This is a genomic window from Collinsella sp. LCP19S3_B7, assembly GCF_052121795.1.
GTDB lineage: Bacteria > Actinomycetota > Coriobacteriia > Coriobacteriales > Coriobacteriaceae > Collinsella.
This window is the reverse complement of the sequence record NZ_JBQKDO010000006.1, coordinates 63,273-84,084: the sequence shown is the minus strand read 5'-3', so window position 1 is coordinate 84,084 and position 20,812 is coordinate 63,273. Positions and strand designations below refer to the sequence as shown.

At 61.4% G+C, this 20,812-nt stretch carries 13 protein-coding genes and 1 tRNA gene; 8 read left to right on the top strand and 6 right to left on the bottom strand.

What is annotated here, in order from left to right; genetic code table 11:
• Positions 1 to 16: 16 nt before the first annotated feature.
• Positions 17 to 943 carry a homoserine O-acetyltransferase MetA gene (gene metA / locus ACTQW0_RS04060; RefSeq protein ID WP_427719472.1) on the top strand — a complete coding sequence of 309 codons (927 nt, stop codon included), beginning with the start codon at positions 17 to 19 and terminating at the stop codon, positions 941 to 943.
• A gap of 91 nt (positions 944 to 1,034) precedes the next feature.
• Here metA and ACTQW0_RS04055 read toward each other — a convergent pair whose 3' ends face one another.
• Together ACTQW0_RS04055 and ACTQW0_RS04050 are read right to left on the bottom strand one after the other, a co-directional pair.
• Positions 1,035 to 1,631, bottom strand: coding sequence for a 5-formyltetrahydrofolate cyclo-ligase (locus ACTQW0_RS04055; protein WP_441567049.1), 597 nt, complete (start codon positions 1,629 to 1,631; stop codon positions 1,035 to 1,037).
• A 389-nt stretch (positions 1,632 to 2,020) separates the two neighbouring features.
• Positions 2,021 to 5,065: an insulinase family protein gene (locus tag ACTQW0_RS04050; protein WP_441567047.1), complete on the bottom strand. Its 3,045-nt coding sequence runs from the start codon at positions 5,063 to 5,065 to the stop codon at positions 2,021 to 2,023.
• A gap of 489 nt (positions 5,066 to 5,554) precedes the next feature.
• On the opposite strand from ACTQW0_RS04050, the gene ACTQW0_RS04045 reads away from it, so the two are divergent.
• A complete protein-coding gene (locus ACTQW0_RS04045; protein WP_441567045.1) occupies positions 5,555 to 7,021 on the top strand; it encodes an ATP-binding protein in 1,467 nt (488 codons plus the stop codon).
• A 100-nt stretch (positions 7,022 to 7,121) separates the two neighbouring features.
• Here the strand turns inward: ACTQW0_RS04045 and ACTQW0_RS04040 are convergent, their stop codons facing one another.
• Entirely contained in the window at positions 7,122 to 7,613 is a 492-nt protein-coding gene (locus ACTQW0_RS04040) for a hypothetical protein (protein WP_441567043.1), read from the bottom strand.
• A 214-nt stretch (positions 7,614 to 7,827) separates the two neighbouring features.
• Between ACTQW0_RS04040 and ACTQW0_RS04035 the strand changes: the two genes are divergently transcribed.
• Positions 7,828 to 8,910 (top strand): HNH endonuclease, encoded by a 1,083-nt coding sequence (locus ACTQW0_RS04035; RefSeq protein ID WP_441038653.1) that lies wholly within the window; start codon positions 7,828 to 7,830, stop codon positions 8,908 to 8,910.
• Between the two features lie 445 nt (positions 8,911 to 9,355).
• Here ACTQW0_RS04035 and ACTQW0_RS04030 read toward each other — a convergent pair whose 3' ends face one another.
• Positions 9,356 to 10,042 (bottom strand): DUF5710 domain-containing protein, encoded by a 687-nt coding sequence (locus tag ACTQW0_RS04030; RefSeq protein WP_441042262.1) that lies wholly within the window; start codon positions 10,040 to 10,042, stop codon positions 9,356 to 9,358.
• 387 nt (positions 10,043 to 10,429) lie between these two features.
• Between ACTQW0_RS04030 and ACTQW0_RS04025 the strand changes: the two genes are divergently transcribed.
• A complete protein-coding gene (locus tag ACTQW0_RS04025) occupies positions 10,430 to 11,443 on the top strand; it encodes a hypothetical protein (RefSeq protein ID WP_441567041.1) in 1,014 nt (337 codons plus the stop codon).
• A gap of 545 nt (positions 11,444 to 11,988) precedes the next feature.
• On the opposite strand, the gene ACTQW0_RS04020 is transcribed toward ACTQW0_RS04025, so the two are convergent.
• Positions 11,989 to 12,063, bottom strand: a tRNA-Val gene (locus ACTQW0_RS04020).
• Between the two features lie 290 nt (positions 12,064 to 12,353).
• Here ACTQW0_RS04020 and ACTQW0_RS04015 point away from each other — a divergent pair.
• Both ACTQW0_RS04015 and glmM read left to right on the top strand, forming a co-directional pair.
• Entirely contained in the window at positions 12,354 to 13,376 is a 1,023-nt protein-coding gene (locus ACTQW0_RS04015) for a DMT family transporter (protein WP_441567039.1), read from the top strand.
• 82 nt (positions 13,377 to 13,458) lie between these two features.
• A complete protein-coding gene (gene glmM / locus ACTQW0_RS04010; RefSeq protein WP_441567037.1) occupies positions 13,459 to 14,790 on the top strand; it encodes a phosphoglucosamine mutase in 1,332 nt (443 codons plus the stop codon).
• A 205-nt stretch (positions 14,791 to 14,995) separates the two neighbouring features.
• Here glmM and ACTQW0_RS04005 read toward each other — a convergent pair whose 3' ends face one another.
• Complete coding sequence (locus ACTQW0_RS04005; protein WP_441567035.1) at positions 14,996 to 16,570, bottom strand: carboxypeptidase M32; 1,575 nt, start codon at positions 16,568 to 16,570, stop codon at positions 14,996 to 14,998.
• Between the two features lie 505 nt (positions 16,571 to 17,075).
• On the opposite strand from ACTQW0_RS04005, the gene pheS reads away from it, so the two are divergent.
• Together pheS and pheT are read left to right on the top strand one after the other, a co-directional pair.
• Entirely contained in the window at positions 17,076 to 18,152 is a 1,077-nt protein-coding gene (pheS, locus tag ACTQW0_RS04000) for a phenylalanine--tRNA ligase subunit alpha (protein ID WP_441559593.1), read from the top strand.
• A 181-nt stretch (positions 18,153 to 18,333) separates the two neighbouring features.
• The gene (gene pheT, locus ACTQW0_RS03995; protein WP_441567033.1) at positions 18,334 to 20,787 is read left to right on the top strand and encodes a phenylalanine--tRNA ligase subunit beta; all 2,454 of its coding nucleotides are present in this window, start codon (positions 18,334 to 18,336) and stop codon (positions 20,785 to 20,787) included.
• The last annotated feature ends 25 nt before the right edge of the window (positions 20,788 to 20,812 follow it).

Genomic DNA, 20,812 nt, shown 5'->3' with positions numbered 1-20,812 from the left:
CTCGTAAGGAGCATCCATGCCCATTCGCATCCCCGACGCCCTCCCTGCCGCCGCGCAGCTCGAGAGCGAGAACATCTTTGTCATGACCGAGTACCGCGCGCTGCACCAGGACATCCGTCCGCTGCGCGTGCTCATCCTCAACCTCATGCCAACCAAGATCGCCACCGAGACGCAGATCATGCGCAAGCTCTCCAACACGCCGCTGCAGGTAGAGGTGGACCTGCTACGCACCAAGACGCACGAGGCCACGCACGTGAGTGCCGGCCACCTGGAGACGTTCTACCGTACGTTCGACGACATCCGCGATATCCACTACGACGGCCTGATCATCACGGGCGCGCCGGTGGAGCAGATGCCGTTCGAGGAGGTCGATTACTGGCCCGAGCTCTGCCAGATCATGGATTGGTCCACCACGCACGTGCACTCTACGCTGCATATTTGCTGGGGTGCACAGGCAGGGCTCTACCATCATTACGGTATCCAGAAGTGCGACCTGCCGGCCAAGGCGAGCGGCGTGTTTGAGCATTATCTGGTGAAGCCGCAAAGCCCGCTGGTCCGCGGCTTTGATGACCGCTTCTATGCCGTGCATTCACGCAATACCGATGTGCGCCGCGAGGACGTGGAGGCCGAGCCGCAGCTTGAGGTCGTGGCCGTATCAGACGAGGTGGGCCTGTACATCGTCAAGTCGACCGACAGCCGCCGCTTCTTTGTCTTTGGCCATCCCGAGTACGATACCGACACGCTGCGCCTGGAGTACGAGCGCGACGTGAAGCGCGGGCTCAACCCCCAGGTGCCGGCGCATTACTTCCCAGGTGACGACCCCACCGCCGAGCCGCGCAACGTCTGGCGCAGCCAGGCCCAGCTGCTCTACACCAACTGGCTCAACTACTACGTCTACCAGACCACGCCCTACGACCTGGCCCGCGCCGGCGAGGAGCACTAGGCTACGGCCGCGGTTGCGGTTGTGGCTGCGGCTGCGGCGTGACGAGCGTGGATTTTCGGATGCCCATCTTGCGGGTGCGATACAACGGCGGTTAGGCGCTGATGATGTGGGGTAGCGGCAGGTCGTGGGTGTCGGTGGGAACGTGGTCGACACGCTGCTCGTCAAAGGCGATGCCGATGATTTGGCATGCGGGCGAGAGCGTGGGCAGGTAGCGGTCGTAGCAGCCGCCGCCGTAGCCCAGGCGCGCGCCGGTGTGGTCGAAGGCTACGAGCGGCACGACGATCATATCGAGCGCCTCGGCAGGCACGATAGGAAAGCGGCTGCTGTCGACGTCCGTGGCTGCGAAGGCCCGCGTAGGGTGGGCGATAAACGGGGCCTCGGACGCATCGCCGGCAGCAACTGCCCGCATGCACATGCGCTGGCCACAAGCCATGGCGTCTGTTGCCGAGAACATGCACGGATAGGCCACGCGCCAGCCGTGTTTTGCGGCCGCTGCGGCAAACGCGGCAGGATCTGCCTCGGAGCCCATGGCGGCATAGACGGCAACGGTGCGCGGGGCCGCGGGACCCGAGCCGCCCAGCAACTCAACGAGCCGCGCGCATACAGCAGCAGACTTTGCCGCCCGCATATCCAAATCTAGAGCGTCGCGCCGGGCAATTACCGCCCGCCGCAACTCGGCCTTATCCATCCCGGCCCCTCTCTCAAACCTACCAAAAAGGGACAGGTTTATTTTGGTAGGTTTTATCTGGGCAAATGTCGAAACCACCACGCAAACCATCGCAAGGGGAGCAGTTCATGGACATCTTCGTGGGTTTTGACGAAGAGTGGGTGTTCGCGGCGGTGTGTCTCGATCTGTAACAGTAACTCGGCAAAATCGGGCCTAGATGTTACAGATTGAGACAAAGAGCCGGCGTCATCCGAAAACGTCTCGATTTGTAACATCTGGAGCCAATATTGCCGCCTAGATGTTACAGATTTAGACAAACTGGTGTGACGGGCTGAGCTGCCCCGCCCAAGCAGCGGCAAAAGAAAAGGTAGATTTTCAGGCATGTCCCAAAAATCTACCTTTGCTGTGCGTTAGCCCAGCAGGTCGATGACGTTGAAGCCGGCGTTGCTCTTGGCGATGACGTCTCGGCCGCCAAAGACGCAGGTGGGCGAGACGGCTGCGATACGCGTCACGTCGGCGCCGAGCGAGCGCAGCTCACCGGGTGTGGCGGCGAGCATCTGGGCGCGGCGCTCCTCGCGTGCATGTGGATCGAGTCCGGCCAGGTAGGTCGTGTTGCGGCGTTTGGTGAGCGCGTACGGCTTCACCGGCGCGTCCATGCCGCTCACGCAGCTCACGATAAAGCCCTCAAAGGCTGCCTCGTCGGGCTCAAAACCGCCGAGCCATTCGCCTGCGCGCGCCACGCGCTCAATCGAGGGGTCGATTGCCGGGTCGCGGTAGGTGTAGAACGCGGCCTGACGCTCGCCTGCCGCGCGGAATCCGCAGCCGTAGGCCCCGCCCTTCACGCGGATCTCGTTCCACAGGTAGTCGTAGGAGAGCGCGTTGGCGGCAACCGCCCAGGCGCCCGTCACGTCAATGCCCAGGCGACGCGGGTCGCATGCGCTTGCCGCAAAGCAGATGTCGCTGGGGATGACAAAAGCCTCGTGGCGGTCGCACGGCGTCGGCACCACGAGCGTGTCGCGGCCGGCAACAGCACCGTCGCCCGCGCCCAACCCCAGGTCGCCCGCGGCGGCCCAGTACGCGTCAAAGTCCTCATCGCTGCCGGTAAAGCTCGCCAGGCAGCCGTCGGCCACAAAGATGCGGCCTGCCAGCTCGGCAAGCTTGGCGCGCAGATCGTCCAGACGCTCATCAAAGTGGTCGAGCAGATCGCGCAGGAACAGGTAGAAGTCCACACCCGAAAGCTGCTCGCGCACCACGGCCGAAGGCGAGCTGTAGCTCATCGCGCGGCCGAGCGCCGCCGAGTGTCCGTTGTTAATAAAGCCCTGCTCAAGCCCAATGCGAATCTGCGTGAGCACGTCGCGCACGCGGTCGGCGTCGGCATCGAGCAACAGCGTGCTCGACCACACCTCGCGCGGCAGGCTCGCCAGCGCATCGATCTTTTCGGACAGGGCGCCGGCGCTCACCAGCAGGTAGGGGCGCACGCCGTCCACGTCGGGCTGGGTCATGACCTCGGTCGTAAAGCTCAAAAAGCCCAGCCTGCCGGCGATAAGGTTGTCGAGCTCCTCGGCCGAGTGTTCGCTCGTGGGTAGCTGTTTGAGCAGGCGGCAGAGTAGCGTCACATAGGGCAGGTCCTCAAACGCGACGCAGCTCAGGTCGAAATACTGCATGGCGTAGGCCAGGCGGTTGGTGGGGATGCCGTGGCGCAGGCAGGGGATGGGCGCGGTCGTGTCCACGACCAGCGGCGGCTCGGGGCGCGCCTCGCCAATGTCGGACACGCGCAGGCGTGGCAGCGTGGCCTTGGCCTCGGGCGCGTCATCCGCCTCCTGCGCGGCGCGCAGCGCAGCCGTGCGCTCGACCACATCGGCCAGCTCGGCATCGGTCATGGCATCGCGCTTGGCTGCCAGCTCGGCGGCCTCGGCACTCTCCGCACCCTCGGCGGCATCCACCGGCACCAGCTCGACCAGCGCCATGTGGTCGTTTTCCAGCACCAGCTCGCGCAGCAGGTCCTCAAAATAGCTGCCGTCCAGCTCGCCGCGCAGCTCCTCGTACACCGGGCCGTACTTGAGCGCCAGCGTCGCGGCGTCGTCATCGTAGAGCCAGGTGCTCAGCGCGTCGCACGCAATGGCCACGCCGTCGGCGATACCGTAGTCGCGCTGGCGCAGGTCGTATTCGTTGCTGCTGATGATGGCCTCCAGGCGCTCGCGCGGAACGCCGTGCTCGCACAGGTCGCGGCAGGCGTCCTGGAACACGCGGCGCACCTCGCGCGCCACGCCGGGCTGCGCGTTTTGCAGCATGATGAGCTCGTAGGGCTGCAGGCTCTCGGCCGCGGTGTAGCTCACCACGTTGCCGCCCAGGCCGGCGGCCAGAATGGCCTTCTTAACCGGCGCCTCGTTGGAACCCAGCAGTGCCTCGAACAGGATGTCCGCCGCGATCGTGCGCTTGCGGTCGAGCGCGCTGCCCAGCACAAGACCCAGGCCCACCAGGGCGTTCTCGGGCGTGGTGGCCATCTCGACGCGCTTGTGCTCGCAGGTCACGGGCGCCTGCACGACTAGCGGATTGGGCGCCAGCGTGGACGGGTCCTCGCCGGCGGCGACGGCTGCGTCCATGCGGCGGCTCGCGGCACTCGGCTGCGACAGATAGCGCTCGTCCAAAAAGGCCAGTGCACGGTCCACGTCCAGGTCGCCGTAGAGCGTGATGTAGGAGTTGGAAGGATTGTAGTGGCGCGCGTGCGTGTCCAGGAACTGCTCGTAGGTGAGCGCAGGGATCGCGCGCGGGTCGCCGCCGCTCTCGTGCGCATAGGCGGTGTCGGGATAAAGCGCGGCGTTGACGGCATCGTCCAGCACGCTCATGGGGTCGGACAGCGCGCCCTTCATCTCGTTGAACACCACGCCGTTATAGCGCAGCGTTCCCTCGCGCAGGCTTGCGGAACTGCCGTTGCCCTCGCCCTCGGCGCCCTTCGGCAGGTCCAGCTCGTAGTGCCAGCCCTCCTGCTCAAAAATGGTGGGCTTGGTATAGATGGCCGGGTTGAACACCGCGTCCAGGTACACGTCCATCAGGTTGTACAGATCCTGCTCGTTGGTGGTGGCAACGGGGTAGATGGTCTTGTCGGGGTAGGTCATGGCGTTGAGGAACGTCTGCATGGAGCTCTTGATTAGGTCGACAAACGGCTCCTTGACGGGAAACTTGGCCGATCCGCATAGCACCGAGTGCTCGAGGATATGGAACACGCCGGTGGAATCGGCCGGCGGCGTCTTAAAGCCAATGGCAAAAGCCTTGTTTTCGTCGTCGCACGCCAGGTACAGCAGGCGAGCGCCCGAGGCGGTGTGGCGCAGCACGTAGGCGTCCGAGTCGAGCTCGGGCACGGTCTCGCAGCGCTCGACGGCAAAACCGTGGCAGGTGGTGCCGGGCACCAGCAGCGCGGCGGCAGCGGCGCGCGGGTCGGTTGAGGTGGTGGGCATATGCAGTCTCCTTTGACGCCCCAGCGGGGGCGAATCGAGTCGAATCCTCGTGAGTATACCCATATGGGGCCGCGGCTCTGCGGCGAACTGGAGACGATGCCGGCGGATTGGGCGAAGGCCCTGCGTGACCGCCGCGCGAGCGTGGATATTCGGACACACGAGCGCGGATTTTCGGACCGTCCATCACTCATACATTTCTCATTTCTCACTCATCTCTAATATGAGAGATAACAGAAAGATGAGAGATAAATATGAGAGATAACAATGCTGCAAAGAGACAGGCAACCATGGTATTGTCTCAATATAGATTGTTTTACCAGCGAAAACATGTTTAAATGAAACAGATGACAGACATCTTATCTTTCATCTCTCACTCCTCTCTAATATGAGATATAACAGAAAGATGAGAGATAATTACGAGAGATAACTGAGAGACGAAGGAAATCTATTCGCGGCATTCTCCGCCGGACCGAGCGAAAGGACGTGCAGATGAACGAGAACGAGCTGATCGGTCTGCTCGAGTCTTTAAGGCGCATGGGCTCGGACGATCTTAGCGTCGAGGTCAAGGAGAGCGCCACGACGCTTTCTCGCGACGTATGGGAAACGGTTAGCGCATTCGCGAATACCGCCGGCGGAATTATCGTGCTCGGCGTGAGCGAGCGCGCGGGCTTTGTCCCGGTTGAGGACTTTGAGACCGAGAAGGTGCTCAACCAATTTGTCGCAGGCATGGGTGATGCCGGCGGTCGCGGAAAACTGGCCAATCCGCCCAAATACACCATTGAGCGCGTGGGGCTTCGGGGTACCGTTGTTCTCGTTATCACGATTGAGGAGCTCGACCCGTCGAGCAAGCCTTGCTATGTAATAGAGCGGGGCGCCCAGGGCGGCAGCTACAAGCGCGTCGATGACAAAGACGTGCCCCTTTCGTCGACCGAGGTTTTGGCACTGTCGTCATACGAACGGACGAGTCCTAGCGATCGCGATGCGGTGCCCGGCACGAGTGTGGGCGATCTCGACGAGTCGCTGGTCGACCGCACGATAGAACGCGCCTATTCGTTGACGCCTCGAGCGATGCGTGGTGCGACGGACAAGAAGACAAAGATGGAGCGCCTGAATCTCCTCGACTTCCAGGGCAATGTTACCAAGGCTGGCCTCCTTGCCACGGGCGTTTACCCTCAGCAGTTCTATCCCAAGCTTTTCATTGATGTGGCTGTCCATGCGGGAACTCAAAAGGGCGCTGCGGGACCGCTAAGATTTATGGACCGCACAGTCTGCGAGGGCACCCTGGGCGAGATGATCTCGGATGCTGTCGCGGCCGTCGCCAAGAATTTGCGGCGAACCTCGACCGTCCAAGGCGTCTCGCGTGTCGACTCGCTGGAGATTCCCGAGGAGGTCCTGCGCGAGGCAATCGCCAACGCCGTAATCCATCGAGAATACGGGGATCGGTTCTGTGGACAATCGATTGCCGTCGACGTCTTTGACGATCGTGTCGAGGTGACGAATCCTGGCGGCCTTTACGGGGGAAAGACTCGCGAGAACTTGTTTGACGGTAGCTCCCGATGCCGTAACGCGACGCTCGTGAAACTCATGTCGATTGTCCCGCTGCCGGATGGCGCAGGTTCGCCGGCTGAGGGCAATGGCTCGGGCATCCCGATGATGATCGATGCCATGCGCGCGCATGGTCTGGCCGAGCCCCTGTTCTGCCCGGGGTTCGATCGGTTCAAGGTCGTACTTTACCGTTCAAAGATCGAGCCGGTCGATCATGGCGGGGGCTTAATTGTGACGGCACTCAAACACTACGGCGAGCTGGGGACGCGTGAGCTGGCAGAACGTACGGGGCTTACAATTTCCCAGGTAAGGTCGCGCGTCAACGCGCTCATTGCTCAAGGCGAGCTTGAGCCCACGGCGCCGGCGACGAGCCGCAACCGCAAGTATCGACTGTCAGAGCGCGTGGAATAAATGCGTTAGTGGACGAGGCGACCCAATAATCGACCCTCAATTGGCGCCCACTAAGGTAAAGCGGTTGTTGTCCAGTCGACGGTGATGCTGAAGACTCGGCTTACGCCGGCATGGCCCCGAACCCGTCCATCAAGAACAGCCTAAGAACCAGCTTGATGACATTTCCCGGTTTGACTTCAGCCGCGTCAAAGACGTGGCGCTCGGCGAGCTCGCTGCAGTATGCATAGATGTCGCGGATAAGGTCCGCGCCCGAAAGCGTAAACATGTAGCCTGCGTCCGAAAGCGCATTGGGCGCGGCGGGCAACTTGGCCATGTGGCAGAACGTTTGCAGGTCGGGCGCCATAACATTCTGGTAGTCGAGGTGGCCGCTGGCATCCTGTGCGGCAAGCTCCAATTGGCGCACGAAATCCAGCGCCGCTGCCAGCACAAAGCTCGGCGTAGGCGCGTTGACGTCCTGAGTGGTCGCCACAAGCCTGCCCGCTGCCTGCGTGACAAGCCAAGCGACCTCGCGCTGGCAACGCACGGCCTTGCGCGTAACCGGCTTGATGGACGAAGAAGAAACGCTCCCCTTAGGCGGATTCGAAGCAGCCACAAGACCCTCCCATGAACAATCCGGCCCAACAAGCCCGGATGAAACACGTGCTACATCAGTATACAGGGGAGTGGGATAGCGGGGTACGAGCGCGCCAGCGGCAAACCGAGAGCATCAACGATGTGCCGATCGCGAATAAGATCTCGTAATAATTGACTCTCGGCCATATTATTGAGGGGCATGACTCGCGTTCGTATGGTTGTAGGTGCTGGCGATGAACGACATTGACCTTGCTGTTCCGTTGATGGATGGACCAAGCTATGACCGTGCCTGCAGTCTCGTGCCTTCCGAATACGTTGAGGCATGGGAGTGGTTTCTGGGTGAGGAGCAGCGCGGCGGCGTTTGGACCAGCCTTCCGCACCGCACCAAGGAAGATAGCCCTCAGTATCAGTATCGTTTGAGAATTGGCGCGGACTTCTTTCCCGTAACACGGGATTCAGGGATCTTCTGGCCGGGCCAGGACCGGGTGAAGCAAGATCCCAATAAGATCTTTGCGCTTTCGGTCCATAACTCTAAAAAGAGCTTCTACACCGATGTGCCTCCGCTCTATTTGGATGACGGTACGTGGGTCATTAAGTATTCGGTTCAAGCGCCAGGCGTCGTTGGTTCTCGAGACCAGAATTACAACCGTAAAATGCTCAACTGCATGGAATATGGCGTTCCAGTTGGAGTCATATTTGCAACCGAGGTGGGCTATAAGGTGCTCGGCCTTGCGTTTGTTGAACGGTTTGAACCCGAAAACGGCTGGTTTGTTCTGCATGGTCCCGTTCATAAAGGCGGGCCTGATCCTCGTTTTGCGTCCGACATGAGCTATCTGAAGCACATGTCAGCCGACATTGAGTTTGCCGGACAGAGTGCGACCGATGACGAAAAAGCTCGCTATGCGTTGAGACGCGAGCGATTGGGGCAGCAATGGTTCCGCAAGCAGCTCATTGCCGCCTATGATGGTCGCTGCGCGGTGTCGGGTTGTGGGGTTAACGAGGCACTGGAGGCTGCACATATCGAGAATTACTCGGGACCCAAATCGCAGGTTGCCAGCAACGGCATTCTACTTCGGCGCGACTTTCATGCTCTATTCGATGCTCATCTGATTTCGTTTGAGCCTGTTTGCGGCGAATATCGGCTGTGCGGATCGTACCTGCTGGATAAGACCGACTACGCTTCCTTTGCAGGTGCGACGCTAAGGCAGCCGAATGAGCGTCAGTGGCGACCCAATGCGGTGTTTCTCGAGGCCCATCGCATTGAGTTTGATCGCTCGGAAAAGAAGCGTGAAAAGGCGGGGCTTCTGCCGTATTAGCGTATTTGGCTTCGGCGGTCTTTTACGATCGTGTTGTTTGATCGGATCGCGTGGCGATGCAATCTCGTGCACGCCCGCCGGTGCATGCTCTTCCTGATTTGGATAGCGAGAGAGGAGCGCGTGTGAGCTGGCGAGGCGATATTGCGATGGGGAAGTACGGAAAACTGCCGTGTGCCCTTATCGACAACAATATGTTTCCGGGCGTAGAGGTTGATTGCGGGTCGTTTGCTGTCGCCTGTCCTTGTCGCGGCTCGCAAATATCGTGTCTCGATATTCGGTTCATCGATGCGCGCGACAGACTCAGCGACGAAGTGAGAAAACGGACGGGCGTTCATATGCCGGTGTATCCGGAGAAATGCCCTGTTTGCGGCCTCGATATCGTGTATGACGTTTGCGACGAGGGATAGGCGATGCGGAGGAGCTGGCTGTGAAGGCCTCTCCGTCTCTACAAATAAACCCCCTCACCGAGCTGCTTGTGGAACTTGGTGTGATGGTCGCGTGCCCAGGTAAAGAGTGCCTGGTCAAAATTGGTACGCGTGGCCGGGACGCCAAAGACGCCGGCAACTTCGACGCGCACAAACTCCAGTGCCGGCAGCTTGTTGATGGCAGTGAGGGCAAACGGGGACGAGGGCTCCTCGAACAGATAGCGGCTGCCTTGCAGCGCGTCGCAACTGGTGCACGTGTTGCCGAGCGATGGGGCTTTGGAGGCTCGCGCGCCTACGGGCTTGTAGCCACAGCGCTTAGAAAGATAGTCGCGGATCTCGCCCGGGACGCAGCCAAGAGCGGGAACAATGGCGAGCGCGTTGGCATTGGTCGTGTCGATGGCAATGTGCCCGGCCTTGTTGGGTGCGTGCGCGATGGCGATGCCCTCGCTGTCATCGGCTCGATAGGGAATGCCGAAGGCCGCGACCGAGGTCTCTTTGTGACACTTCCAGCACTCGCGCTTGCCCAGTACTAGATATATATACGGCGCAGAGGGGTCGGATCGGTCAACACCGGGCAGCCATTCGGCAAAGGGCTCAGGGTTGACGCCGCTGGGTACATACCAGATCTTCTTGGTCCGGTCCCATTTGGCGCCCAGCGCCTTGGCTTCTTCTTTGCGCGAAAAGGGAACATCGAGCTCGGTGCGCATGGTGGCTCCTTGGTGCTACAGGTGTAAGTGGCTCAAGGATACCGCAGGGTGTGGACGTTGTGGCGTTTTGCCGAGAAGCCGCGGTGCGGACTGGTTGGTTACGCCTTGGATAAACTGGCAAGTAGATGGTCGGCTTTTGGCCAGTTGAGCGGCAACCTTGCCAAAAGCTTGACGGATTGCGGTTTGGGCATCGGCGAATGAACACTTTGGCGCACCTCGGCGAAAAAACCGCCGGTCGTTTGTCGGAAACTTAGCAGAACCGCCAGCCGCCGCCGGCGTGCGTGCTATCTTCGCGCCATGAGGTACTTTATCGTTTCACATAACGCCGCATTGGCGCTGTTGGCGCACATGCCGAACCCTCGCTTTGGGGATTCGGAGCCAGAGGTCGTGTCGATTGCAGGTGCCTGTGCGCTCTTGGACCAAGAAGCGCAGGAGGTTATCGATCGCTATGACCTGGGGATCGAAAAGCTGGATTTGCTGGTGCCGTCGCGCGCCGGCCGTCGGCAGAGCAAGCATGTTAAGACGCATCTGTGCACCAACGAGCTCCCGGCGGGTTCGTTTATCTCGCTGGGCCACTGGATGGGCGACCTTGATGCGTATGTGTGCTCTCCCGAGCTGGCGTTTTTGCAGGCTGTGCACGATGGCGATATGGCAGCGGCCGTCTATGCCGGCTATGCGATGACATCGGATTACCGGCTGGATAACCTTGCTCCCGGTGGGGTAACAGGCAGGGATGCGGGCATGCGCGATAGCAGGCTCACGACTAAGGAGCTCATCGCGGCGTATATCGAGAAGTCACCCAAGGTGAGGGGTATCGCGAAGGCAAAGGCGCTGCTTGCATATGTGATCGAGGGGTCGCGCTCTCCGAGGGAGTCGGGGCTCTGCATGTTTATGTCGCTGCCTGCGCGCTACGGCGGGTATGCATTGGGCAAGGCCGAACTTAACAAGAAGGTCTTCATTCGCGATGGATACAATGACGGACGCGATCACAAGCTTCGCGTGTTGGAGCGCACACCCGACATAACGCTTACGGCTAAAGTCGAGGTGGGCATGGATAAAGTAAAGGCCGGGCTGCTGCCAGAGGTGCTGACCGCGATGGTCGATTACGACAGCGATGCCATTCATGACGGACGCGAGAAGATTTACAAGGATGCCGAGCGCCGCAACGAGTTGGAGCTGTTGAGCGGCGTGGCACACTTCACCGTGACGACTGAGCAGGCAAATGACTACGACAAGCTCATCCGGCTGTGCGAACGCATCCGACGGAAGCTGCATCGGAACAAGCGACCCATTTTTAACAAGCCCATGAGCGAGGAGCAGCGATACTTTGCCCTCAAGCGCGTCGAAGCGAAGCGGTTTAAGCTTTGGCAGGCCGTAATCGAGTCGCGTCAACATTGGTAGGGGCGGTTGCTGGGCATGGGACCAAGGGTCTCATTGTCAGGTCTAATACTTTTCCCGAGAAGTGAACGAGTCAAAACGGACCCCCGAAACATCGACACTTTTGGTGGCTTATTTCCTGCGGTTTTATCATTGGAATCCTGCGGTTTTGGCTGTAAAAAGTGTGGATGCTTCAGGGGTCCAAATAAGGTCGTTCACTTCTCGGGAAAAGTATTAGACCTGATTATGGGAAGGCTGTCCGGATGTGGCCGCGAGGCTTGCGAAGGCCAGATCGGGGCAGTCGCCAAGGCTGTTTGGGTGATTTTGGGGCTGATTGGGGCGATCGCCGGGGTTGTCTGGGCGACTTTGGGTGTGGCAGGGGTAATTGCCGGCGATACCGAAGCAACTTGGGGTCTGCCGGGATGATTGCCGGTTATGTAGAGGCGGTATCAGCCTCGATTGGGATGGTTATTGGAGCTGCCGAAGCGGTTTTGGGTGCCACGGCGCCCTTTTGGCTTAGCACATAAAACAAAACAGCCCAGAGGCATAGCCTCTGGGCTGCGAACATTTGGTGGGCGTTAGAAGATTTGAACTTCTGACCTCTTCCGTGTCAGGGAAGCGCTCTCCCCCTGAGCTAAACGCCCGATCAAGGGTGCGCAAGTGCGCAAGGGATAATATAACGGAGCTTGAACTCGGTGGCAAGAATATTTTTTAAAATCGCTAACGTTGTGGAATCAAAGGGCTTTGTCGCGCCCATTTTAAAAGAGCTCGCTGCCGCGATTTGGCTATCGCATAATGCAAAGCCGTTGCAATGCCGAACCATGGAAGAGACGTCTGCGGAATTGTCCTACCGATAAGCGGACAAGCCCCCAGCTGGTGCCTTCGCCGTGGTAAGGTAAGCCGAATTGTTTCCAGGCTGTTTCGGGGGAGCGGGATGAGCAGAGAGCGTGTCGAGCAGGTCGAAGGCACAGGGGCTTCGGTGCCGATGACCGATATATCGAACATTGATGTGCCTGAGGGCACCGATGAGCTCAGCCGCAGCACCCGCCGTGCATGGCGCGACCGCCTCAACGATGCCCAGACGCGCAAGATGATCGTGGGCATGTTGGCTACGCTCGTGGGCGGCTCGTTTTGGGGCTTCTCGGGCACCAGCGCGAGTTTTTTGTTCGATACCTACCATGTCGATACGCTGTGGCTTATGAGCATACGACAGATTCTCGCCGGCCTGCTCTTTATGGCTGCGGTTGTCACGCGCGACCGCGCACGCCTGGTTAAGCTTTGGACGACGCCGACCGACCGCAAGCAGCTGTTGCTCTTTACCGCCTTTGGCCTGCTCTTTAACCAGTTTTGCTATCTTTCGGCCGTGCGCCTGACCAACGCCGGAACCGCGACGGTCCTTCAGTGCCTGCAGCTGGTCATCATCATGGGATATACCTGCATCACCGATCGCCGCAAACCGCGCATGCGCGAGGTTATCGGTATTGGCCTGGCCCTTGGCGGCACGTTTTTGATCGCCACCGGCGGCGACCCCACGAGCCTGAGCATCTCGCCGCTCGGTCTGGTGGCGGGTCTTATGTGCGCGGTGAGCGCCACCTGCATGGCGGTGATTCCCGCCAAGATCCTGCCCGAATACGGCAGCCCCATCGTTACAGGCTCTGCCATGCTCACGGCAGGCGTGGTCTCGTGCGTTTTCGTGCAGCCTTGGGCCCATATGCCGGCGCTCGATGCCGCCGGCGTCGAGGCGCTCGCGGTGTTTGTGGTCGTGGGCTCGTTTTTGGCGTACATGCTCTATATGCAGGGCGTCAAGGACATCGGCTCGGTGCGCGCGAGCCTCATCGGGACCGTGGAGCCGGTCTCGGCAACCATTACCAGCGCCGTTATGCTGGGCACGGTATTTTTGCCGACCGACCTTATCGGCTTTGCCATGATTATCGTAATGATGTTTTTAACGGTGTAGCCCCCGCGGTTGCTATTAAAGGATAATAGGCTGGCGGCGCGTTGCTTTGGCGGCGCGCCTTTGTCTACGGAAAGGACCTCTTATGAAGTACTTTGGCACCGACGGATTTCGCGGCGAGGCCAACGTTGGGCTGACCGTGGAGCACGCGTACAAGATCGGCCGCTTTGTCGGCTGGTATTACGGCGCCAGGCGCGGGGCCAAGGCGCGCGTGATCGTGGGTAAGGACACGCGTCGCTCGAGCTATATGTTCGAGGCGGCGCTGGTGAGCGGTCTGGTTGCGAGCGGCGCAGACGCCTATATGCTGCATGTGATTCCTACGCCGGGCGTGGCGCACCAGACCGTGGAGGGCTGCTTCGATTGCGGCATCATGATCAGTGCGAGCCACAACCCGTTTTGCGATAACGGCATTAAGCTGGTCAACAGCGACGGCTTTAAGATGGACGAGGACGTGCTGGAGCTCATCGAGGACTACATCGATGACAAGAGCGAGGTGCCGCTGGCCACGGGCAACCAGATTGGCGCCACGGTTGACTACATGCAGGGTCGCAACCGCTATATTGCCTCGCTCATTGCAAGCGCGAACTTTTCGCTGCAGGGCGTCAAGATTGGCATTGACTGCGCCAACGGCTCGGCGTCCTCTGTCGCCAAGCCGGTGTTCGATGCGCTCGGCGCCGATGTGCGCGTGATTAACGCCGCACCCGACGGCTTTAACATTAACGTCGACTGCGGCTCTACGCATATGGAGCGCCTGCAGCGCCATGTGGTGGAGCAGGGCCTGGACGTGGGCTTTGCCTACGACGGCGATGCCGACCGCTGCCTGGCCGTGGACGAGCGCGGCCGCGTGGTCGACGGCGACCAGATTCTGTACGTGTGCGGCGTGTATCTTAACAAGCACGGGCGCCTCTCGGGCGGTACCGTGGTGCCGACGATCGCCAGCAACTTTGGCCTGATTAAGTCGCTGGAGCTTGCCGGCCTGAGTGCCGTGACCAGCGGCGTGGGCGACCGCCACGTGTATGCCAAGATGCGCGAGGGCGGCTACAGCCTGGGTGGCGAGCAGACAGGCCATACGATCTTTGGCGATATCGAGCGTACGGGCGACGGCATAATGACCTCGCTGCGTGTGATGGAAGTGATTCGTGCCGAACGCGAGACGCTTTCGCAGCTCGCGGTGCCGTGCAAGCTGCTGCCGCAGGCGCAGGTTGCCGTACGCGTGGCGGACAAGGATGCTGCGCTGGGCAACATGGGCGTGCAGGCCGCCATTGCCGAGGCCGAGGCGTCGCTGGCGGGCGAGGGCCGCGTGCTGGTGCGCAAGAGCGGAACCGAGTCGGTGATTCGCGTTTTGGCCGAGGCCCCCGACCAAGACGCCGCCGACGCCGCCATGAAGCGCATCGCCGCCGCGCTGGAGGCTCTGTAGTTACGCGGTTTTACCAAACCGCGTAACCGCTCGACGCTACAAACGGCCCCAAGCGGCAATCTGGCGTTCAATTTCAAGGGCGCGACCAGAAGGTCAGCGCCCTTTCATTTCACGTCACCTTGCTCGCTTGGGGCCGTTTTCGCTGACGTTGCCAAGACATCGACGTCAACATGGTTGGCGTTGGCGATGGCGTGCTGGTCAATCCTTACAGCTGGTACAGCGTGGTGAACTTGTCCTGCAGATAGCTGCAGTAGTAGCGGGCATCGAATGCCATACCGCACGCGCCCTTGATGAGCTCCGGCGCGTCCTTGGCGCGGCCCCACTGCCAAATGTGCTCGCCCAGCCAAGCGCGGACGGGTGTCAGGTCGCCGCTCGCACAGGCGCCGTTAAGGTCGACACCGTCGCGGCACATGGCCGGCACAAACATGGCATCGTAGGCGCTGCCCAGCGCATACGTGGGGAAGTAGCCAAACGAGCCGCCGCTCCAGTGCGTATCCTGCAGGCAGCCGCGCGTGTCGTCGGGAACAGGAATACCCAGGTACTCGTCCATAAAGCGATTCCAAAGCGCGGGGATGTCCTTGGCCGTGGCCTCGCCGGCAAACAGCATGCGCTCAATCTCGTAGCGCACCATAATATGTAGCGGGTAGGTGAGCTCGTCTGCCTCGGTACGGATCAGCGACGGCTGAGCGATGTTCACGGCGTGGTAGAGCGTGTCCTCGTCCACGTTGCCGTAGACCTCGGGCGCGTGACGGCGCAGCACTTCGAGCAGCGGTCCCATAAAAGCGCGACTGCGGCCTACGGTGTTCTCGAAAAAGCGGCTCTGGCTCTCGTGAATGCCCATGGAGGTGCCGCCCTCCAGACACGTGCGCGCGTAAGCGGGGTTCACGCCCAGCTCGTACATGGCGTGCCCCGCCTCGTGGATGATGCTATAGACGTTGGAGATGCAGTCGTCCTCGTAGATGTGCGTGGCGATGCGCGCATCGCCCACCGAGAAGCCCTCGCTAAACGGGTGCTCGGTAAAGGCGAGCGTGGTGTCGTCCAGGTTAAGGCCGACGAGCTTCATCAGGTCGAAGCTCATGGCGCGCTGGGCGGCCTCGGGCACATGCGCGTGCAAAAAGTCGGCAGTAGGCTGCTGTCCGCGCTCGCCGATGGCGTGAACGAGCGGCACGACGGTGGCCTTGACCTCGTCACAAAACGCATCGAAGCTCTTGGCGGAAAGGCCGCGTTCGTACTGGTCGAGCCAAACATCGTATGGGTCGCGCTTGGGGTCCATGAGCTCGGCCTGATGCTTGAGCTGGGCGACGATTCTATCCACGTAGGGCTCAAAGCTCGCCCAGTCGTTGGCCGTCTTGGCCTTGTGCCACACGGCGTCGGCCTCGCAGGTGAGCCTGGTCCAGGCCTCGGCCTCCTCAGTAGGGATAACGCTGGCCTCGCGCTGGTCGCGGCCGAGCACACGGATCTCGTCGAGCAGCTGCGGGTCGTCGATCTTGCCGCCGGCGACGGTCTCGTGTGCCAGCGAGCTTACAAGCTCGACGGACTTTTTGCTGGTCAGGAGCTTGTGATGTTCGCCGGCAAGGGTGCCCATAGCATCGGCGCGGGCCGCAGCGCCGTTGGCGGGGGCAATCGTCGCGCCATCGAACTCGGCAATCTTGAGCAGGTACTCGCGGGTCCATAGTTTGCCTTCGAGCTTGCGGAGCTTCTTGATGCCCTTGCCCGCCTTGGCGTTCTTAGAGGCCTTGGCCACGGCGGCCTTGGCTTTCTTATCGAGTTTCTTTCCCATACCTATATCCTTGATCTCGCAGACCGGACGCCACGGGTGGGCGTGCGGCCAGTTTGCACAGCTACCTACCTTGTACCCAGTGCGAACAAAACGGAACGCGGCGATATGCTCGCAGAATGTGTTATCCTATAGCCCAATGCGTTGACGGAGAGGGTTTTGCCCGCCGCGTCGCCGGCAAGAGAGGGAAGGTCATGGGCTGCAAGCCTTCCTGCGGTGGCAAGGGCCAAGCGTTCACTCCCGAGCAGCAACCTCAACGGGCGCGCGGCCAGCGGCGGCGAAGCCCCAGTAGGGAAGCCGTGAGCCTCGCGATAAGGGGCACAGAGTGGACACGGCGGGCCAGACATCCGCCGGGTCAAACAAGGTGGTACCGCGGAATTCAACCGTCCTTGGGCAATGCACATGCCCGAGGACGGTTTTTTGTTACCGAACCGGGCCGCGTTTTTGCAACGCCAGACGGCGGCAGTCGTCATGGCGAGCGGGGAACGCGAGAGACGAAAGGGAAGACATGAGTCTGATTGATGATCTGGTCAAACTCGAGGAAGAGGCCAAGGAGCTCGTCGCAGGCGCCGACGACGCCGCCAAGCTCGAGGCTGCGCGCGTTGAGCTGCTCGGCCGCAAGGGTCGTATTACCGGCCTGATGCGCATGATGGGCAAGCTCGCCCCCGAGGATCGCCCTGTGATGGGCAAGCGTGCCAACGAGATGCGCCAGCTGATCGAGGGCATGCTCGACGAGCGCACCACCGAGATGAAGGCCGCCGCCCTCAAGCGCGCACTGGAGCACGAGGCCGTCGACATCACGCTGCCGGGCATTCGTCCGCAGATCGGCCACCAGCACCTGATCAAGCAGATCATCGAGGAGGCCGAGGATATCTTTAGCGGTATCGGCTACACCGTCGAGTCCGGTCCCATGGTCGATACCTCCTACTACAACTTCACCGCGCTCAACGCCCCCATGGATCACCCGAGCCGCTCGGCCCGCGACACCTTCTATGTGGTCGACAACAACCCCGGCAGCGTCGCGCACCCCGAGGCGCATGCCCACGGCGAGTCCGACGTGCTGCTGCGCACCCAGACCTCGGGCGTGCAGATTCACACCATGGAGTCGCAGAAGCCGCCCATCTACATGATCTGCCCGGGCACCGTCTACCGTCCCGACACGGCCGACGCCTGTCACCTGCCGCAGTTCAACCAGATCGAGGGCCTGGTCGTCGACGAGGGCATCACCTTTGGCGATCTTAAGGGCACGCTCGACTACTTTGTTAAGTGCATGTTTGGCGAGGACCGCAAGACGCGTTACCGCCCGCATTTCTTCCCCTTCACCGAGCCTTCCTGCGAGGTGGACGTGAGCTGCCACGTCTGCGGCGGCAAGGGCTGCAACTTCTGCAAGCACAGCGGCTGGATCGAGATCTTGGGCTGCGGCATGGTCGACCCCAACGTCCTGATCAACTGCGGCATCGACCCCGAGAAGTACACCGGCTTCGCCTTTGGCATTGGCGCCGAGCGCGTCGCGGCCCTGCGCTACGACCTGCCCGACCTCAGAACGCTCATGACAGGCGATATGCGTTTCCTGAATCAGTTTTAAGTTGACCTGTCCCGGCGGCTTCCCGAGCCACCGCACCTTGCCCCTCAAACCGTCGCTTGCGTACCCAAGTACGCGGCGCTCCTCTTTCGGGGCAATCTGCGGCACCTCGGAAACCCGTCTCCGTAGCTGGAGTTTTCCGTCTGTTTATTGCAGACGTTACAGATGAAAGGAGACCAGTTAGATGCGTGTTTCTTACGACTGGCTCAAGACCATGATCGATATTCCGGAGGATCCCAAGACCCTTTCGGACGAATATATCCGTACCGGCACCGAGGTCGAGGCGATCGACACCGTGGGCGAGTCCTTCGACCACGTGGTGACCGCCAAGGTACTCACCAAGACCCCGCACCCCGATAGCGACCATATGTATGTGTGCACGGTCGACGTGGGTGACAAGAACCTCGACGCCGACGGCAATCCCGCCCCGCTGCAGATCGTCTGCGGCGCGCAGAACTTCGAGGCCGGCGACCACATCGTCACGGCAATGATCGGCGCCGTGCTTCCCGGTGACGTCAAGATCAAGAAGAGCAAGCTTCGCGGCGTCGTGTCCATGGGCATGAACTGCTCCGCGCGCGAGCTCGGCCTGGGCGGCGACCACTCCGGCATTATGATCCTGCCCGAGGATACGCCCTGCGGCATGCCGTTTGCCGAGTACGTGGGCTCGAGTGATACCGTGCTCGACTGCGAGATCACGCCCAACCGCCCCGACTGCCTGTCTATGATCGGCATGGCCCGTGAGACCGGTGCCATTTTCGATCGCGATTTCCACGTTGAGCTGCCCGCCATCAAGGCGGAGACCGGCCGCGCGACCGACGACGAGCTTTCGGTCGAGATCGCCGACGAGGGCCTGTGCGACCGCTATGTCGCCCGCATCGTGCGCAACGTGAAGGTCGGCCCCTCGCCTGACTGGATGGTCAAGCGCCTTAACGCCCTGGGCGTGCGTCCGCACAACAACATCGTCGACATCACCAACTACGTGATGATGCTCACCGGTCAGCCGCTGCACGCTTTTGACCTGGACACCTTTGCCGAGCGCGATGGTCATCGCCGCGTGGTGGTTCGCGCCGCCCAGCAGGACGAGAAGTTCACGACGCTCGACGGCGAGGAGCGCACGCTCGATGCCGGCATGGGCCTTATCACCGACGGCGAGCGTCCCGTGGCGCTGGCCGGCGTTATGGGCGGCATGGATTCCGAGATCGAGGACGACACCGTCGACGTGATGCTCGAGAGCGCCTGCTTCGACGCCGGTCGCACCTCGCACACCAGCCGCGACCTGTCGTTGATCTCCGACGCCTCCATCCGCTTTGAGCGCCAGGTCGATGAAACCGGCTGCGTGGATGTGGCCAATGTTGCCTGCGCGCTCATCGAGGAGATCGCCGGCGGCGAGGTCGCTCCCGGCTACGTGGATGTGTTCCCCGCGCCCAAGACCATCGACAGCATTAAGCTGCGTTTGGCCCGCGTGCACGCCATCTGCGGCGCCGACATCGAGCCCGATTTTATCGAGCGCTCGCTCACCCGCCTGGGCTGCACCGTCGAGCGCGACGGCGAGGACTTTATGGTTACCCCGCCGAGCTTCCGCCCCGACCTGCCGCGCGAGATCGACCTGATCGAGGAGGTCCTGCGCCTGTGGGGCATGGGCCGCGTGACGGCGACCATCCCGGCTGCCAAGAACCACATCGGCGGCCTGACCCGCGAGCAGAAGCTTACCCGCAAGGTCGGCGAGATCCTGCGCGCCTGCGGCCTCAACGAGACCACGACCTTTGGCTTTGCCGCGCCGGGCGACCTGGAGAAGATCGGCATGTCCACCGAGGGCCGCGGCTGCCCCGTGGTACTTATGAACCCGCTGGTGGCCGAGCAGACCGAGATGCGCCGCTCACTGCTGCCGGGCCTGCTGCAGTCTGTGGCCTATAACGAGGCCCATGGCACGCCCAACGTGCACCTGTACGAGGTCGGCAGCCTGTTCCACGGCCGCGAGAACGCCAGCCTGCCCAAGGAGACTAAGTCCGTGGCGGGCGTGCTCTCGGGCCAGTGGAGCGAGCGGTCTTGGAACATGAAGTACCGCAAGCTGCGTTTCTTCTTTGGCAAGGGCATTGTCGAGGAGCTGCTCGCCCAGCTGCGCATCGAGAAGGTTCGCTTCCGTCCCGTCGAGGGCGAGGGCTATGCCTTCTTGCAGCCGGGCCGTGCCGCCGAGGTTCTGTCTGGCGGCACCGTGCTGGGCTGGGTCGGCGAGATCCACCCCGAGGCGCGCGAAGCCATGGGCATCGACGAGGTCGTCGTTGCCTTTGAGCTCGACCTGGACAAGCTGATCAAGGGCGCCCGCAACCAGGAGAACTACCGCGAGTTCTCGCAGTACCCGGCTGTTGAGCACGATCTTGCTATCGTGGTCGACAACTCCGTGACTTGCGAGGACCTTGAGCGCCGCATTACCAGCGCCGGTGGCAAGCTGCTCGAGGGTGTGCGTCTGTTCGACGTCTACCGCGATCCGGTCCGCGTGGGCGTGGGCAAGAAGTCCATGGCCTTTGCGCTTACGTATCGCTCCGACGACCACACGCTTACCAGCGAAGAGGTCGAAAAAGCGCACCAGAAGATCGTCACCAAGGTGTGCAAGGGCGTAAACGGCGAGGTCCGCGGCTAGGTCCTGCACTGGGGTATGGTTCAGC